The sequence below is a fragment of the Shinella zoogloeoides genome (genome assembly GCF_020883495.1).
GTDB classification, from domain to species: domain Bacteria; phylum Pseudomonadota; class Alphaproteobacteria; order Rhizobiales; family Rhizobiaceae; genus Shinella; species Shinella zoogloeoides.
Genome location: NZ_CP086610.1, coordinates 978001 through 994322 on the forward strand (window position 1 = coordinate 978001; position 16322 = coordinate 994322).

General features: G+C 63.5%; 11 protein-coding genes and 1 tRNA gene. 2 read left to right on the plus strand and 10 right to left on the minus strand.

The window, feature by feature from the left end:
* Position 1 precedes the first annotated feature (1 nt).
* From iolB to K8M09_RS04890, 5 genes are all read right to left on the minus strand, one after another.
* Positions 2–796 carry a 5-deoxy-glucuronate isomerase gene (iolB, locus tag K8M09_RS04870; protein ID WP_160785666.1) on the minus strand — a complete coding sequence of 265 codons (795 nt, stop codon included), beginning with the start codon at positions 794–796 and terminating at the stop codon, positions 2–4.
* A gap of 9 nt (positions 797–805) precedes the next feature.
* Entirely contained in the window at positions 806–1723 is a 918-nt protein-coding gene (iolE, locus tag K8M09_RS04875) for a myo-inosose-2 dehydratase (protein ID WP_160785667.1), read from the minus strand.
* Between the two features lie 48 nt (positions 1724–1771).
* Positions 1772–3622 (minus strand): 3D-(3,5/4)-trihydroxycyclohexane-1,2-dione acylhydrolase (decyclizing), encoded by a 1851-nt coding sequence (gene iolD / locus K8M09_RS04880; protein ID WP_160785668.1) that lies wholly within the window; start codon positions 3620–3622, stop codon positions 1772–1774.
* 24 nt (positions 3623–3646) lie between these two features.
* Entirely contained in the window at positions 3647–5569 is a 1923-nt protein-coding gene (locus tag K8M09_RS04885) for a bifunctional 5-dehydro-2-deoxygluconokinase/5-dehydro-2-deoxyphosphogluconate aldolase (protein WP_160785703.1), read from the minus strand.
* A gap of 75 nt (positions 5570–5644) precedes the next feature.
* Complete coding sequence (locus tag K8M09_RS04890) at positions 5645–6508, minus strand: MurR/RpiR family transcriptional regulator (protein WP_160785669.1); 864 nt, start codon at positions 6506–6508, stop codon at positions 5645–5647.
* 187 nt (positions 6509–6695) lie between these two features.
* On the opposite strand from K8M09_RS04890, the gene K8M09_RS04895 reads away from it, so the two are divergent.
* The gene (locus tag K8M09_RS04895; protein WP_160785670.1) at positions 6696–10034 is read left to right on the plus strand and encodes a caspase family protein; all 3339 of its coding nucleotides are present in this window, start codon (positions 6696–6698) and stop codon (positions 10032–10034) included.
* Between the two features lie 69 nt (positions 10035–10103).
* Here K8M09_RS04895 and K8M09_RS04900 read toward each other — a convergent pair whose 3' ends face one another.
* The 4 genes from K8M09_RS04900 to K8M09_RS04915 all read right to left on the minus strand — a co-directional run bounded on the left by K8M09_RS04900 (position 10104) and on the right by K8M09_RS04915 (position 13411).
* On the minus strand, positions 10104–10682 hold the full coding sequence (locus K8M09_RS04900; protein WP_160785671.1) for an NAD(P)H-dependent oxidoreductase: 579 nt from the start codon (positions 10680–10682) through the stop codon (positions 10104–10106).
* Between the two features lie 164 nt (positions 10683–10846).
* Positions 10847–10936: transfer RNA gene (locus K8M09_RS04905), tRNA-Ser, on the minus strand.
* Between the two features lie 284 nt (positions 10937–11220).
* On the minus strand, positions 11221–12135 hold the full coding sequence (locus K8M09_RS04910; RefSeq protein WP_160785704.1) for a tyrosine-type recombinase/integrase: 915 nt from the start codon (positions 12133–12135) through the stop codon (positions 11221–11223).
* Positions 12136–12286: 151 nt separating this feature from the next.
* Positions 12287–13411 carry a porin gene (locus K8M09_RS04915; protein ID WP_160788275.1) on the minus strand — a complete coding sequence of 375 codons (1125 nt, stop codon included), beginning with the start codon at positions 13409–13411 and terminating at the stop codon, positions 12287–12289.
* Between the two features lie 706 nt (positions 13412–14117).
* Between K8M09_RS04915 and K8M09_RS04920 the strand changes: the two genes are divergently transcribed.
* Positions 14118–15242: a porin gene (locus K8M09_RS04920; protein WP_160788275.1), complete on the plus strand. Its 1125-nt coding sequence runs from the start codon at positions 14118–14120 to the stop codon at positions 15240–15242.
* A gap of 140 nt (positions 15243–15382) precedes the next feature.
* Here the strand turns inward: K8M09_RS04920 and K8M09_RS04925 are convergent, their stop codons facing one another.
* The gene (locus K8M09_RS04925; protein ID WP_160785000.1) at positions 15383–16258 is read right to left on the minus strand and encodes an alpha/beta fold hydrolase; all 876 of its coding nucleotides are present in this window, start codon (positions 16256–16258) and stop codon (positions 15383–15385) included.
* Between the last annotated feature and the right edge of the window lie 64 nt (positions 16259–16322).

A 16322-nucleotide genomic window follows, 5' to 3' on the forward strand; every position in this document is an offset into this window, starting at 1 on the left:
CTTACCCCAGCAGCCACTCATGCTCCTTGGCATTGTGGAATTTCCACACCCGCTTCGGCCCCGCCATCACATTGAGATAGTAGAGGTCGTAGCCATGAATGGTGGCACAGGGGTGATAGCCCTTCGGCACCAGCGTCACGTCGCCGTCCTCCACCGCCATTGCCTCGTCGAGTGAGCGGTCGTCCGTATAGACGCGCTGGAAGGCGAAACCCTGCGGCGGGTTGAGGCGGTGGTAATAGGTCTCCTCCAGCAGGCTTTCGTTCGGCAGGTCGTCCCGGTCGTGCTTGTGCGAGGGGTAGGAGGAGGTGTTGCCGCTCGGGGTGATCACCTCCACCACCAGCAGCGAATGGGCCGAATTGTCGTCCTCCGGCATAATGTTATGGACATGGCGGACATTCGATCCCTTGCCGCGCGACAGTTTCGGATGCGTGCCCGGCGCAATGGCCTTCGCCCGGTAACCGCCGCCGCCGGGGGCCGAGCAGACGGCAAGTTCCAGTTCGGTTTCCGCGGTCACCGACCAGTTGGCATTGGCCGGAACATAAAGCGCGTGTGGCGCGCCCTCGAAGGGGGACATGCGTTCGCCGAGAACACCGAAATCCTCGCCGCCCGCCGTCGCCTTGCCCTTGCCGGAAATCCACACGAGGCAGACCTCGCGGCTTCCCGTTTCCGTCGCGACGATCTCGCCCGGCTTCATGCGGTGGAGATCGAAGCCGACATAGGTCCAGCCGGCGCTTTCCGGCGTCACATGGCTGACGCGGCCGTGCCTGCCTTCGGGTTTGACGAGGAGTTTCGGCATGGGGACCTCCTATCCTTTCGGAAAGCCTTGCGTTTCGACAGTATAACCCGCCGCTGTCATCACGCGCATCAATTCCGCATGGCCGACCTCGGCCATCTTCTGCGGCGGGGCCTTGCGCGGATCCTGCTCGGCCTCCACGACGAACCAGCCCTCGTAGCCGTAATCCGCGAAGCGCTGCACGATGGCGCCGAAATCCAGCGAGCCGTCGCCCGGCACGGTGAAGGCGCCGAGCGCCACGGCGTCGAGGAAGGATTGCCGGCTGCGGTCGAGGCCGTCGACCACGGTGCGGCGGATGTCCTTCACATGCACATGGTTGATGCGGGCATGGTGGTTGTCGATGGCGCGCAGCACGTCGCCGCCGGCAAAGGCGAGGTGCCCGGCATCGAGCAGCAGCGGAATGCCTTCGCCCGAGGCCTTCATGAAGGCGTCCAGCTCCGGCTCGGTCTCCACCACGGCGGCCATGTGGTGGTGATAGGAGAGGGGCATGCCCTGTTCGGCGCACCATTCGCCGAATTCCGTCAGCGTCCGGCCATAGGCCTTCATCTCGTCGTCGGAAAGGCGCGGCTTGGTGGCGAGCGGTTTTGCGCGGTCGCCCTGGATGGACCGGCCGACCTCGCCATAGACAATGCAGGGCGCATCGACGGCCTTGAAGAGTTCGATCATCGGCGCGATGCGGTCCTTGTTGGCCGCAAGCTCCTCGTTCACCAGCGTACCGGAGAACCAGCCGCCGCACAGCGTCACGTCAGCCGCGCGCAGGAACGGCAGCATCTCCTCAGGGGTGCCCGGGAAGCGGCGGCCCTGTTCCATGCCGGTAAAGCCCGCGCTGCGCGACTGGCGAAGGCACTCCTCGAGCGAGACGTCGTCGCTGAGTTCGGGAAGGTCGTCGTTCCACCAGGCGATGGGCGACATGCCGAGTTTGGCTTTCATCTGGGTCTCCTTGGGAAGGCGCTCGCCTTCCGATACGATTATCGGTCCTTAGCCGAGGCTCTGCGCCGAGCGTGCCTTCACATAGGCCTCGCGCGCCTTGTTGACCTCGGCGCGCGGGCTGACCTCCGGCACGGCGACGTCCCACCAGTGGCCGCCCTCCTGCGTGGTGACCAGCGGGTCGGTGTCGATGACGATGACCGAGGTGCGGTCGTTGCCCTTACTTTGCTGGATCGCCGTTTCGAGATCCGCAATGGAGGAGACCTTGACGGCGACGGCCCCCATGCTTTCGGCATGCGCCCGGAAATCGATATCCGGCATGGCCTCGATCATCGCGTCCTTGAGCAGGTTGTTGAAGTTCGCGCCGCCGGTGCCCATCTGCAGGCGGTTGATGCAACCGTAGCCACGATTGTCGAGCACGACGACGGTGAGCTTCCTGCCCAGCATGATCGAGGTCGAAAGCTCGGAATTCATCATCATGTAGGAGCCGTCGCCGACCATGACGACGACATCCGCCTCCGGCCGCGCCAGCTTGACGCCGAGCGCCCCGGCGATCTCGTAGCCCATGCAGGAAAAGCCGTATTCCATGTGGTAGCCGCCCGGCTTGCGGGCCTGCCAAAGCTTGTGCAATTCGCCCGGAAGCCCGCCGGCTGCGCAGACGAGCACGGAATTCTCACCGCCAATGGTGCGCTGAACCGCGCCGATGACCTGCGCATCGGAGGGAAGGGCGGCATTTGTGGGCGCGGTCGCGCTGTTCGCCGCCGCCATCCACGCCGTCTTGCGGGCCTTGGCCGCAGCCTCCATCGAGGCGGGGGCCTTCCAGCCGCCGAGCGCTTCGGAAAGCAGCGTCAGGGCCTCGCGGGCATCGGCGACGAGCGGCTGGCTGTCGTGTTTCGCCGCGTCGAAGGCCACCGTGTTGAGGCCGATCATCTTCAGTCCGTCATGCTTGAAGAGCGCCCAGGAGCCGGTGGTGAAATCCTGCATGCGTGTGCCGACGGCGAGGATGACATCCGCTTCCTCGGCAAAGGCATTGGCGGCCGAGGTGCCGGTAACGCCGATGGAGCCCATGCAGAGCGGATGGTCGTCCGGCAGCGCCGACTTGCCGGCCTGCGTGACGGCGACCGGAATGCCATGCAGGCCGGCAAAGGCCTTCAGCTCGGCGGTCGCCTGCGAATAGAGCACGCCGCCGCCGGCGATGATCAGCGGCTTTTCTGCCTTGCGCAGCGTCTCGATGGCGGCGGCAAGCTCGCCGCTGTCCGGGCGCGGGCGGCGCTGCGTCCAGACCTTCTCCGCAAAGAGGCTCGCCGGATAGTCATAGGCCTCGGCCTGCACATCCTGGCAGAGCGAAAGCGTCACCGGGCCGCAGTCGACGGGATCGGTCAGCACCTGCATGGCGCGTTTCAGCGCCGGGATGATCTGCTCGGGACGGGTGATGCGGTCGAAATAGCGTGAGACGCAGCGGAAGGCGTCGTTGACGGAAACGGTGCCGTCGCCGAAATCCTCGATCTGCTGGAGGACCGGGTCGGGAATGCGGTTGGCGAAGACATCGCCGGGCAGGAACAGGACGGGCAGGCGATTGACATGCGCGACGCCCGCCGCCGTCACCATGTTGAGCGCGCCGGGGCCGATGGAGGTCGTGCAGGCCATGACGCGCTGGCGAAAACTCGCCTTGGCGAAGGCGATGGCGGCATGGGCCATGCCCTGTTCGTTATGGGCGCGCAGCGTCGGCAGCTCCCCGCGCACCTGATAGAGTGCCTCGCCCATGCCCGCGACGTTGCCATGGCCGAAAATGGCCCAGACACCCGCGAAGATCGGCACCTTCCTGCCGTCCACGACGGTCATCTGCGCCTTCAGGAAATGCGCGACGGCCTGCGCCATCGTCAGCCGGATCGTCTTGCCCATCGTCTTCCTCCCAAATGTCTTTCTTTAAAGCCCGCGCGTCTTGAGCCATGCATCGGTGAGTGTGCGGAAGCGGCCGGCCATGTCGGCGATGGCCGCCTCGTCGTCCATCCGGCCGGCCATCCACGCCCGCGCCGCATCGGCAAAGATCGTGCGGCCGACGGCAAAACCCTTGACCGCCGGGGCCACCTTCGTCGCCTCGAAGGCTTTGACCAGTTCCTCCGCCGGCGCTTCGAGGCCGAGCAGCACGATACCACGGCACCAGGCATCGTTTTTCGCGATCACCGCCTCGATGTTCCGCCACGCTTCGGGCGAGGCTTGCGGCTCCAGCTTCCACCAGTCCGGCTTGATGCCGAGGTCGTAGAGTTCCTGCAACGCCGTCGAGATCGTCTCGTCCTTCAGCGGCCCGTTCTTGCCGGCGATGATCTCGACCAGCAGTTCGCGTCCCACGCGGCGCGCGGCCTCGAAAAGCGTGCGCAGCTTCTCCTGCTGCTCCTGCTTGAGCGCGGCCGGGTCGTCCGGGTGATAGAAGCACAGGCATTTGATACAATGGTCGAGCGACCATTCGACGAGCTGCGAGCCGATATCCTGGCTGAATTCGAACCGCAGCGGTTTGGAGCCCGGCAATTCGACCGGCCGTCCGAGCCAGGAGAAATTCTTTGTCGCGGCGTCGAAGAAGGCGTCGCGGCCGAAGCGCTCGTCGATCAGCATGCCATAGCCCGGCCGCCCCTCGGCGACACGCGCGGCCGCTTCCACGGTGAGGCGCTTGAACTGCGCAATCCGCTCATGCGGCACGCCGAGTTCGTCCGCGACGTCGACAAGCTGCATGCGATGGTCGCAGGCGAGCGCCATCAGCAGAGGAATGTCGCCCTGCTTGCGGTTCGTCGCCCAGTGGATGTGGTTGATCGCCTCGTCCCTGCGCAGCGCCCGGTGCCTGCTACCGTTCTTCAGGAAGAATTGCAGCTCCTCCCAGCTCGGATATTCCGGCGAGCAGAGCAGGCGCGAGACGGCGAACGCGCCGCAGGCATTGGCCCAGGTGGCGGAGGTCGCATGGTCCTCGCCCTTCAGCCAGCCGCGCAGGAAGCCGGATAGGAAGGCATCCCCCGCGCCGAGCACATTATAGACCTCGATGGGAAAGCCCTGACCGACCACGCCATCCTCCAGATCGTCGGAGATCGGCCCGTCATAGACGATGCAGCCCATCGCGCCGCGTTTCAGGACGATGGTGGCGGAGGAGACCGCGCGGATCGCCTTCAGCGAGGAGAGTACATCGTCCGCGCCGGAGGCGATCATGATCTCCTCCTCGGTACCGACGATGAGGTCGCAATCCGGCAGCACGGATTTCATAATGGCGGAGACACGATCGGACTTAACATAGCGCTCGAACCCTTCGGCATGGCCGGCAAGGCCCCAGAGGTTCGGGCGGTAGTCGATGTCGAAGATCACCTTGCCGCCGCTCTCCTTGGCGATGCGGATCGCCTTGCGCTGCGCGGCCTCGGTATTGGGGCGGGAGAAATGCGTACCGGAGACGAGCACGGCGCGCGAGGAGCGCACGAAAGCCTCGTCCACGTCGCTTTCGTCGAGCGCCATGTCCGCGCAATCCGTACGCACGAAGATCATCGGCGAGACGCCCTCGGATTCTATGGCGAGCAGCACCAGCGCGGTCAACCGCTCCCTGTCGGTCCCGATGCCCTCGACATTCACGCCTTCGCGGGCCGATTGCTCGCGGATGAAACGGCCCATCTGCTCATCGCCGACGCGGGTGATGAGCGCGGATTTGAGGCCGAGGCGCGCGGTGCCGATGGCGATATTGGCCGGGCAGCCGCCGACCGATTTGGCGAAGGAGGCCGTGTCTTCCAGCCGCGTGCCGAGCTGCTGGCCATAGAGATCGACGGACGAGCGGCCGATGGTGATGACGTCGAGCGTCTTCATCTGGTCGGTATGGGGCATGTCTTCCTCCCGGTCGCGCGGCGTCATGGCGGAAAAATGAAACATGAATTCCATTATTCTGTCAATTCGGAATGTTCATTCCGTTTTGCCTGTGCGCTTCAGGCTGCGGCGTCGCTCCGCTATGGCGACGGGCAGGGCCATGGCGAGCGCCATGGAGGCGGAGAGAGAGCGGAAGCCGGCATAGTCGGCCTCGGCGACCTCGATCCAGTGGGTGGCGCAGGCGGCGAGAGGAGAGAAGACCGAATCGGTGATGGCGACGACCGGCACGCCGCGTCCGGCAAGCGCCTGCGCCTGCGCCAGGCTTTCGGCGGCATAGGGCGCGAAGCTTGCGGCGATCACGGCGTCCTTGTCCGTCGCGAACTGCGCGATCTCGGCATCGATGCCGTTCGGTGAGGCGATGATCTGGTGGCGGATGCCGAGCTTGCCGAAGGCGTAGGCGATATGCGCGGTGAGCGGATAGGCGCGGCGCTTGGCGACGAGATAGATGGTCTCCGCGCGGGCGAGCAGGTCGACGGATTTCGAGAAGGCCTCGCCGTCGATAGCACTGGCGAGCCGCGCGACGGACTGGCTGGCCGCCGCAAGGAAGCCGTTCAGCAGCTCCGTGTCGCTGTTGGCCGCCGGCCCCGCCTCCAGCGAAAGCAGGCGTTCCTCATAGGAAAGCGTGCGATCCCGCAGCCGGGCGCGGAAAACGCTCTGGAGATCGGAAAAGCCCTCATAGCCGAGGTGATGGGCAAGGCGCACCAGCGTGGAAGGCTGCACATCGGCCGCCGCCGCAATGCTCGCCGCGGTGCCGAAAGCCATCTCGTCGGGATTGGAAAGCGCATAGGCCGCCACCTGCGCCAGCCGCTTCGGCATCGTTTCCTTGCGCTCGATGATCACGCTGCGCAGGCTGTCGAAATCGCGGGGGCCGCGCGGCGGGGCCGCTTCGCTGCTGTCCATGCCCTCTTCTCCCTTTTGCGGCGGCGTGTGGCGAAATGAATATTCCAAATTTCGGGAAAAGATAGTTTCGGTTCCAGATCTTTTGCGCATCGGGGCGCATGGCCGGCAAAAAAAATCCGGCGGGCCGCGCATTGAAACGACCCATCCCATACGTAATACTCTCGGCAAGAATGCCGGAGGGTAGGGCATGTTCAAACGAATGCAGAAGCGCTGGGCGCCGGTCTTCTTCGTGTCTGTCGCTGTCGTTGTGTTCAACGCGGGCATCGCTGAGGCGAAACGCGTTGCGCTGCTGATCGGCAACCAGAAATACGAAGAGACGGCCCAGCTCAACAATCCTGCGAACGACGTGGAGCTGATGCGCGCCTCGTTCGAGGAGGCGGGTTTCGACAGCGTCAAGACCGTGTTCGATCTCGACCGCGGCGCCATGGTCAAGGCGCTGCGCGAATTCGAGGACGAGGCGGTGGATGCGGAAATGGCCGTCGTCTACTATTCCGGCCATGCCATGGAGATGAACGGGGTCAATTACCTCATTCCCGTCGATGCGGCGCTGAAGAGCGACCGCGACGTCGAGGACGAAAGCGTCGCCATCGACCGCGTGCAGCGCTCGCTGGAGGGTGCGAAGAAGCTGAAGCTCTTCATTCTCGACGCCTGCCGCAATAATCCCTTCGCCCAGTCGATGGCGCGTTCCATCGGCACCCGCGCCGTGACGCGCGGCCTTGCCCGCGTCGAGCCGGAATCGGCCGACACGCTGATCGCCTTCGCCTCCAAGGCCGGCACGGTGGCGCTGGACGGGGAGGGGAAGAACAGCCCCTTCGCCACCGCGCTCTCGAAATACCTGACGGAACCGGGCCTCGATGTGCGCATCGCGCTCGGCAAGGTGCGCGACGAGGTGGTGGAAGCCACCAACCGCGAGCAGGAACCCTTCGTCTACGGTTCGCTCGGCGGCGCGCAGATCTTCCTGAACATCAAGGAAGTGAACATCAACATCACCAACAGCGGCAACACGCAGGAGGTCTCGCCGAACGGCCAGTCCGAGGCGGCGGCCGATTGGCAGAACATCCGCGACCTTGCGGACGAGGACTTGATCAACGCCTTCATCGCCAAGCACGGCAAGGACCCCGTCTACAAGATGCTGGCGGAAAAGAAGCTCGCCAGCCTCAAGGAAGCCACTGAGAAGGAGGGCCAGGACGCGGCGGGCATCGCCTGGGAGGCCCTGAAGGAATCGACCGACGCGGCCGCCCTCCAGCGCTTCATCGAGCGCTATCCCGACAGCCGGCACCGCAGCGATGCCGAACATCTCATCGCCGCGCTGGAGCCGAAGAAGGGGCTCAGCGTCGATGTCGCCTCCAAGGAAACGGCCGCCTCGCGCGATTGCTTCCTTCTGGCCGGCGAGCCGCAGTCGCTGCCCGGCTTCATGGGCGTCAACTTCCTGAAGATCGACGCCAAGCGGGCGCTCACCGCCTGCGCGCAGGCCGTCAACGAGAACCCGTCCGACGGCATGCTCGTGAACCTGCTCGGCCGCGCCTACGATGCCGACCGCAACTATGTCGAAGCCCGCCGCACCTATGAGAAGGCGATCGAGCTGGGCAATATGTATGCGCTCACCAACCTTGCCTGGTTCTCGATCTACGGCACGGACGGTCCCGTCGATGTGCCGAAGGGCCTGTCGATGTTCGAGAAGGGCGCCACCGCCGGCAATTCCTATGCCCAGGCCTCGCTCGGCTGGATCTACCGCGAAGGCTACGGCGGCACGCGCCAGGACTATAACGAGGCGGTGAAGTGGTATCAGCAGTCGGCCAACCAGGGCTATGCCAATGCCATGGCGACGATGGGCTGGTTCTACCGCGAAGGCCTCGGCGTCTCGCAGGATTACGTCCAGTCGCTCGCCTGGTATCGCAAGGCGGCCGATGCCGGCGACGCCAACGCCATGTCGTCGCTCGGCTGGGCCTACCAGAATGGCCTCGGCACGCCGCAGGATTATGCGGAAGCGAAGGTCTGGTACGAGAAGGCCGCCAATATCGGCGATTCCTATTCCATGGCCTCGCTCGCCTGGCTCTATGATGTCGGCAACGGCGTGAAGCAGGACTATGTGGAGGCTCGCTACTGGTATGAGAAGGCCGCCAATGCCGGCAGCGCCTATGCCATGGGCAATCTCTCCCGTCTCTACGATCAGGGCCTCGGCACGCCGGCCGATGCGAAGGAGGCTGTCCGCTGGGCCGCCGCCAGCATCGAGAGCGGCGACCCCACCAAGCTGAAGGAGCTGAAGGACACCCCCGGCAACTTCACCGTCGCCTTCCGTCAGGAAATGCAGAATCTCCTGCGCGAGCGCGGCTATTACAGCGGCACGTCGGATGGCGAGTTCGGCGCGGCGACGCTGGCGGCGCTCGACAAGCTCGCCACTGGCCGTAACGACAGTGCATCGCTGTCGACGACGACCAGCACCGCCGGCCAGTCGGCGGTCGTCCTCAGCGGTTCGGACACCGAGCAATGCTACGAGCTTGCGGGCGAACCGAATGTGCGCCCGGGCTTCGTCGGCAAGCTCTTCGCGCAGATCGACTACGGTCGCGCGATCCCCGTTTGCGAAGCGGCGCTCGCCGCCAATCCGTCGGACAATTCGATCCGCAACATGCTGGGCCGTGCCCACGACGCCGCGCGCAACTATCCGAAGGCGCGCGAAAACTACCAGAAGGCGGCCGACGAGGGGAACCTCTACGCCCTGACGAACCTTGCCTGGTATTCGATCTATGGCACGGACGGTGCGGTCGACATGGCCAAGGGCACCCGCATGTTCGAGCAGGCCTCCAATGCCGGCAACGCCTATGCGCAGGCCTCGCTCGGCTGGCTCTATCGTGAGGGCTATAACGGCACGCGCAAGGACTATGGCGAGGCCTTCAAGTGGTACAGCAAGGCGGCCGAGCAGGGCTATGCCAACGGCCAGGCCACGATGGGCTGGTTCTACCGCGAGGGTCTGGGCACGACGCGCGACTACAATCTCTCGCTCGAATGGTACAAGAAGGGCGCGGAGGGCGGCGACGTCAACGCCATGTCCTCGGTCGGCTACGCCTACCAGTCCGGCCTCGGCGTCGCGGTCGATTATGTCGAGGCGCGCAAATGGTACGAGATGGCCGCCGCGCAGAACGACTACTATTCGATGGCCTCCATCGGCTGGCTTTACGATGCCGGCAACGGCGTGAAGCAGGACTATGCGCAGGCCCGCGACTGGTATGAGAAGGCGGCCAATGGCGGCAACACCTACGCCATGGGCAATCTCTCGCGCCTCTACGATCAGGGCCTTGGCACCCGCGCCAACGCCCGGGAGGCCGCCCGCTGGGCCGCCGCCAGCATCGAGGGCGGCGATCAGGCCAAGCTGCAGGAACTCAAGGGCGCGCCGGCAAACTTTACGCCGCAGTTCCGCAAGGAATTCCAGCAGCTCCTGAAGTCCCGCGGCTACTACGACGGCCCCATCGACGGAGACTTCGGCGCCTCGACCCAAAACGCCATAGACCGTCTCGCCGCCCGCACCTGACCGGGCCATCCCGCTCATGCTGCCGCCCGGCGGGGCGCATGGCGGGCTGGAGCCGGGCAACGCGGGCGGCTACGCGCCCGCTGCCCCCAGCGCTGCGACCGTCTCCAGCCAGCGCCGGCGATGTTTGTCGCCGGCCTCCACGGAGCCGATGATGGTTCGCCGGACCGGCGAGACGCCAACGAATTTGAGGATATTGCGTTCGAAACTCCTGACGCTGTGCGCAAGGAAGAACAGCTCATAGACCGCTCGCGGCATCCCCATGGTGACGATCACACGCGCGGAGCGGCCGGTCAGCAGCTTGTCGGCCATCATGCCGCTTCCATAGCGGAACGCGAAACCCGGCCGCAGCACCTGTTCGAGAAAAGCCTTGAGCAGCGCCGGCATGTCGCCGAGCCAGAGGGGATAGAGGATGACAAGGTGTTCGGCCCACTCGATCTGCTTTTGCGCGGCCGCAATGGACGCGGGCGCAGGCTGTTCCATCCAGGCCTTGGGATCGCGGAGAACCGGAAAATCGAGATCGGCGATCCGCACGGTTTGAATGTCATGCCCAGCCCCGCCCTCGGCATAGGCCGACGCCTGCACATGCACGAAACGCGCCGGATCGGCGTCGGGGTGTCCGTCGATGATGAGAATCCTGCGTCGCGCCATTGTCTCAGCCTCCGCGGTCGATTTTTACCCGCAGAACCAGCGCACCGGTTTGATATGAATCACAAGCGCCTCAAGTATTCGCCGCCGAAGCTGCGCACGGGCACAGCCGGGATCGAAACGGAACTGCATTTTTTTGGGGGGCGGCGCTCACTCGGAGGCTGAACTGGCGGAGAAGAAGGGATTCGAACCCTCGATACCGTTTCCGGTATACTCCCTTAGCAGGGGAGCGCCTTCGACCACTCGGCCACCTCTCCGCTCGCGGTTTCAGTATGCGGCATGGGCCGGGATTGCAAGGCTTTTTTCGATTTTCCGGCGAAGATTTTAAAGCTTGTCCCGGGATGAAGAAAAGGGGAGGCGGCGCCCGCAAAGGCCAGGTTCCCGGCGTGTTTCCGTAACGTTTCTGCAAGATTTGGTCCTGCTTCGTTCCGATCACTGTCAGGCCTTTCGGGAGAGCGGAATGAGGCGGCGCGTGGCTTGCCTCATTTCCCGATCGGCGTACCGCGGCCTTTCGGGCTGGATGATTCTCGGGCGAGGGGGGCTACTTCGCCGTGCTGCGCGCCGCGCGCTCGAGGATCGGCACGCAGATGTCGAGGTCGCCGGAGGCCAGATGCGCATAGCGCATGGTCATCTGCAGCGTTTGATGGCCAAGCCAGGTCTGGACGCGCCGGATGTCGATGCCGCCCTGGACGAGCCGGGAGGCGCAGGTGTGACGCAGGATGTGCGGAACGACGTCCGGTTCCGTCCCCAGCCCGACTTCCTGCTTCGCCTCATTCCAGGCAGCCCGGAACTGCGCCTGGACGATGTTTGCGAACGGCCCGCGCTTTCGCTTCTCGCAAGCCTGGATCGCGGCAGATGCCCGCTCGGTGAGAGGGACGGAGCGGCTCTTGCCGCTCTTCGTCAGCCAGAAGGTGACGCGCTCGCCCTGTATGTCCTGCCAGCGAAGGCCGATGCCCTCGCCGAGCCGCGCGCCGGTATCGATAAGGAAGACACAGAACCGGCCGTAGAGGTCGGATTTCTCCGAAATGGCTGCGAAAAGCCGCGCTTCCTCCTCCGGTTCCAGAAAGCGGACACGCCCCGCCTTCTCCTTGAGGCGCTTGAACTCAGGCAAGCTGCGGATATCGCCCATCTTGTAGGCCTTGCGCAGGAGCTTGCTCAGCGCGGCCATCTTCCGGTTGATCGTGGCATTACTGTTGCCGCGCTGACGCAGGCCGGCGACCAGCGTGTCCATCATCGCATCGGTGAACGCAGAAAACTCCGCGCCGAGCAGAATCTCATCGAGTTCGCCGATAAAGGATGTCACATTGTATTTGTGAGAACCCGGTTCCCAGAGGATGTCGACGTAACGGTTCAGCAGAAGGTCGAGGCGTGTGCGCCGGGCGAAGCCTCGCTGCATATCGTCCTGAAAATTGTACTTCAGGCTGTATGTCCCAGCCAATCGAATGGTTTGCCCCATGCTAACCCCTTCTGCGTGCAGGATAATCGCGTATTGGTTGCATCTAAGGGTTACGAAAGTGCTATCGATTCCCTCCTTATAAAGAGGGGGTAGAAACGAAAAACCCGCAGCCTCGAAGAGACTGCGGGTCAATCTTTAGCTCAACTTCAGGTTAGAAGTTGCGCTGCAGACGAAGGAAGCCGCGGGTGAAGTCTTCGTCGGCTGCGCCCGAAACGTCAACGTTGTTGTAGTCAACCGTTGCGAGGAGGTCGAGACCTTCGACGACCTGGTAGCCGACGGTCAGACCAACGCGCCACATGTCAGCGTCGCTGTCGAAGCCGAGGTCACCGAAGTACTGAGCTGCCGGGGTGATCGTGAGCTTTTCCGTTGCCTTGAAGGCGTAGGAAGCAGCAACGGTCCACTCGGAAGCAACCCAGTAAGCGTTCGGGTCGGAAGCCCAGATGCCAGCGAGCTGGAAGGTGCCCGGGCCAACGTCAGCCGACAGGATAGCGCGGATTGCGCCTTCGTCAGCCCAACCGTCGTAACCGCCGAGAACGTCGAGGTTCACGCCACCGAGCGAGAAGCCAACCGTGGCGGCAACGCCAAGGTCATGATGGGTGCCCAGAAGCGGAAGCGTAACCGGAATGCCGCCGAGCGCATCCGTAACTTCGTCCTGGCTCCAACGACCCGAGAGTTCGTCGAGCGAGATGCCTGCACGCCAGGTGCCGCCATCGTAGGTGTAAGCGATGGAGTCGAAATTGGTCTCATTGCCAAGCGAATCGTTTTCGCCGTTGATGCCGCTATCCCACCAGCTGTAGAAACGACCGACCTTGAAGCCACCGAGTTCGATGAAGGCTTCGTCGATGAAGAAGCTGTTATCGGAACGGCCATAGTTTACACTGACGTCTTCAGTAAGGCCGATCGACCGATTCTTGCCGCCGGAAGCTGCTTCGATGTTTACGAAGCCGCGGAGCGTACCAAGTTCGGTGTCCGAACGTGCGTCGAGGTTGATGTCAACCAGCGTGTGAGCATCCCAATCCGAGCGATCGTTGTCCTTACCCTGGAACACGTCGCCGATTTCGTCGCGACCGAACGAGGTCTGGAAGCGAACGAAGCCGCCGATCTTGAGGCAGGTTTCGGTGCCCGGGATGTAGAAGAAGCCGGTGCCGAAGGCGTCGCAGACGCGAACGTATTCCATGGGTTCCGGTTCGGCAGCGACGATAGCGTCGGCGGCCTGTGCGCCGGAAACTGCTGCGAGAGCCGCAGCGGAGCCGATGAGAAGGCTCTTGATGTTCATTTCTGACCTCCAGTCAAAAACGGCCGGACGTGCGTTTCGCGCGCTGGTGATCAACTTCTGGCGGACACACTCTATATATATAAGGTGAGGTCGGGGGGCGGTCTCGACATGGGAGAAGCGCGCGCCGACCAATCACGGCACGTTTCCTCCTCTTCCCGGGGAGAAGGGAAGACGATCGCGGGCCGCGGCTATCGTCGCGCAGGCCAGGATTCGAGATGAGCCTCCTCTTCAGCGTGAGGCCACTGCTGCGACTCGGTGTCGAATCGCAAGCCGGGCGAGGGCGGCGATTCTCGCGGCCGACACCGTTTCATGGGGGAGAGGGATGAGGCCACAGTCCGAAAAAAGGCCCGCTCTCCCCCGTCAAGAACCGGTTTTGCCCCGTTCCTGCCGGGTTTGTGGCAAGGGGAATGAACGGATGGGCTAAGCTAAGTGCCCGCTTCATAAGGCTTTTTGTTAATGATCTATAAACTTTTAGCAATCTGCCCGGCCATTTTGTGTCCTTTGCGCAACAGCGCTGGGCGAAGGCTGCCACAAATCCCGTCCTGTTTCAGTTTGGAGATTGCTTACCGGGGCGCGTCTTGTATTTTCAGCTTCGGAAGCAGGGGCGGTTGATCGTCCGCTTCCTGAACTTGGGGATGGGGCAGGGAACGCTGTCCTTCAGCAAAAAACCCAGACCCGTTTGAAACTTTTTGACTGGAGGTCAGAAATGAACATCAAGAGCCTTCTCATCGGCTCCGCTGCGGCTCTCGCAGCAGTTTCCGGCGCACAGGCCGCCGACGCTATCGTCGCTGCCGAACCGGAACCCATGGAATACGTTCGCGTCTGCGACGCCTTCGGCACCGGCTTCTTCTACATCCCGGGCACCGAAACCTGCCTCAAGATCGGCGGCTTCGTTCGCTTCCAGACCTCGTTCGGTCGCGACGAAATCGGCGACGTGTTCCAGGGTAAGGACAACGATCGCTCGGATTGGGATGCTCACACGCTGGTTGACATCAACCTCGACGCACGTTCGGACACCGAACTTGGTACGCTCCGCGGCTTCGTAAACATCGAAGCAGCTTCCGGCGGCAAGAATCGGTCGATCGGCCTTACTGAAGACGTCAGTGTAAACTATGGCCGTTCCGATAACAGCTTCTTCATCGACGAAGCCTTCATCGAACTCGGTGGCTTCAAGGTCGGTCGTTTCTACAGCTGGTGGGATAGCGGCATCAACGGCGAAAACGATTCGCTTGGCAATGAGACCAATTTCGACTCCATCGCTTACACCTACGATGGCGGCACCTGGCGTGCAGGCATCTCGCTCGACGAACTCTCGGGTCGTTGGAGCCAGGACGAAGTTACGGATGCGCTCGGCGGCATTCCGGTTACGCTTCCGCTTCTGGGCACCCATCATGACCTTGGCGTTGCCGCCACGGTTGGCTTCTCGCTCGGTGGCGTGAACCTCGACGTTCTCGGCGGTTACGACGGTTGGGCTGACGAAGGCGCAATCCGCGCTATCCTGTCGGCTGACGTTGGCCCGGGCACCTTCCAGCTCGCTGGCATCTGGGCTTCCGACCCGAACGCTTACTGGGTTGCTTCCGAGTGGACCGTTGCTGCTTCCTACGCCTTCAAGGCAACGGAAAAGCTCACGATCACCCCGGCAGCTCAGTACTTCGGTGACCTCGGCTTCGACAGCGACGCTGACATGTGGCGCGTTGGTCTGACCGTCGGCTACCAGGTCGTCGAAGGTCTCGACCTCCTCGCAACGGTTGACTACAACAACGTTGACGTTTCGGGCGCAGCCGACGAAGACTTCACCCGCGGCTTCCTTCGTCTGCAGCGCAACTTCTAACCTGAAGTTGAGCTAAAGATTGACCCGCAGTCTCTTCGAGGCTGCGGGTTTTTCGTTTTTGGCGATTTGATCATGGCCAGCGGTGAATGCCTGACGTGACAGGCTTCCCTTATTTGGGGTCTTACGAATGGAATGAGCCGCTAGAGGTGGCCCAGGAACGCCTTTATCCTGGAGAACAGCTCGGGATGGTGAAGGAGGGGGGCGTGGCCCTGGCCTTTTGCGGTCGTCGTTTCCACGTTCGAGCCATGCGCCGCCATGCGCGCCAGCGTCTCCTTCGAGAACACCCGGGAATGTTCGCCCCGCACTGCGAGCAGGGGCTTGCGGGCGAGAAGCTCGAATTGCGGCCAGAGCGTCGGCAGCGGCTTGCTGAAATCGATGGCCTGCAGTTGATCCACCAGCTTCGAATCATGGTCAGCGACGAGCTGGCCGTCCTTCTCCCGATAGATGGCTTCGGCCATTTCGAGCCAGTCGGCCCGTGCCAGCGCGGGGAATGTCGGGCCATGAATGGCTTCCAGCGTATCGGCGGCGTCCGTGAAGCTGGCCGGGAAGGAGCGTTTCGCCAGATAATCGCGAATCTCTTTGAGACCGGCAGCCTCGATTTCGGGGCCGATATCATTGAGGACGGCGGCGGTGATGAGATCCGGCCGCAGGGCTGCCATGACGTGCAGGATCAGCCCGCCGCGCGATGTGCCGACGAAAAGCGCCTCATCGATGCCGAGCGCCGCGCAGGTGGCGATGACGTCGCCGCATTCCATCGGCACATTGTAGTTGGCCGGGTTCTCGTCATAGGCGGAAAGGCCGCGCCCGCGATAGTCGAGGCTGACGACGCGGCGAGGCGAGACGGGATCCTGTGACACCAGCAGGGCGAAGCGATGGAAATCCCGTCCGTTCCGGCTGAGGCCCGGCAGACAGACGAGGGGGCGGCGATCGTTCCCGCCGCCGGCTGGTGCATAGTCCCGTGCGTGAAGCCGCAGCCCGTCCTGAGCGGTGATGAAGCGGCTGGTGGAATGTGTCATGTGCTGGCGCCCCGTATCTGGTTTGCGGCCAGACTAGAGTATTTCCAGCGAAAGCGCGTAGCGG

What these genes read in the sequence shown, in the direction of transcription:
- iolB (WP_160785666.1), bottom strand. Translation starts at nt 796, where the DNA reads ATGCCGAAACTCCTCGTCAAACCCGAAGGCAGGCACGGCCGCGTCAGC.
- iolE (WP_160785667.1), bottom strand. Translation starts at nt 1,723, where the DNA reads ATGAAAGCCAAACTCGGCATGTCGCCCATCGCCTGGTGGAACGACGAC.
- iolD (WP_160785668.1), bottom strand. Translation starts at nt 3,622, where the DNA reads ATGGGCAAGACGATCCGGCTGACGATGGCGCAGGCCGTCGCGCATTTC.
- K8M09_RS04885 (WP_160785703.1), bottom strand. Translation starts at nt 5,569, where the DNA reads ATGCCCCATACCGACCAGATGAAGACGCTCGACGTCATCACCATCGGC.
- K8M09_RS04890 (WP_160785669.1), bottom strand. Translation starts at nt 6,508, where the DNA reads ATGGACAGCAGCGAAGCGGCCCCGCCGCGCGGCCCCCGCGATTTCGAC.
- K8M09_RS04895 (WP_160785670.1), top strand. Translation starts at nt 6,696, where the DNA reads ATGTTCAAACGAATGCAGAAGCGCTGGGCGCCGGTCTTCTTCGTGTCT.
- K8M09_RS04900 (WP_160785671.1), bottom strand. Translation starts at nt 10,682, where the DNA reads ATGGCGCGACGCAGGATTCTCATCATCGACGGACACCCCGACGCCGAT.
- K8M09_RS04910 (WP_160785704.1), bottom strand. Translation starts at nt 12,135, where the DNA reads ATGGGGCAAACCATTCGATTGGCTGGGACATACAGCCTGAAGTACAAT.
- K8M09_RS04915 (WP_160788275.1), bottom strand. Translation starts at nt 13,411, where the DNA reads ATGAACATCAAGAGCCTTCTCATCGGCTCCGCTGCGGCTCTCGCAGCA.
- K8M09_RS04920 (WP_160788275.1), top strand. Translation starts at nt 14,118, where the DNA reads ATGAACATCAAGAGCCTTCTCATCGGCTCCGCTGCGGCTCTCGCAGCA.
- K8M09_RS04925 (WP_160785000.1), bottom strand. Translation starts at nt 16,258, where the DNA reads ATGACACATTCCACCAGCCGCTTCATCACCGCTCAGGACGGGCTGCGG.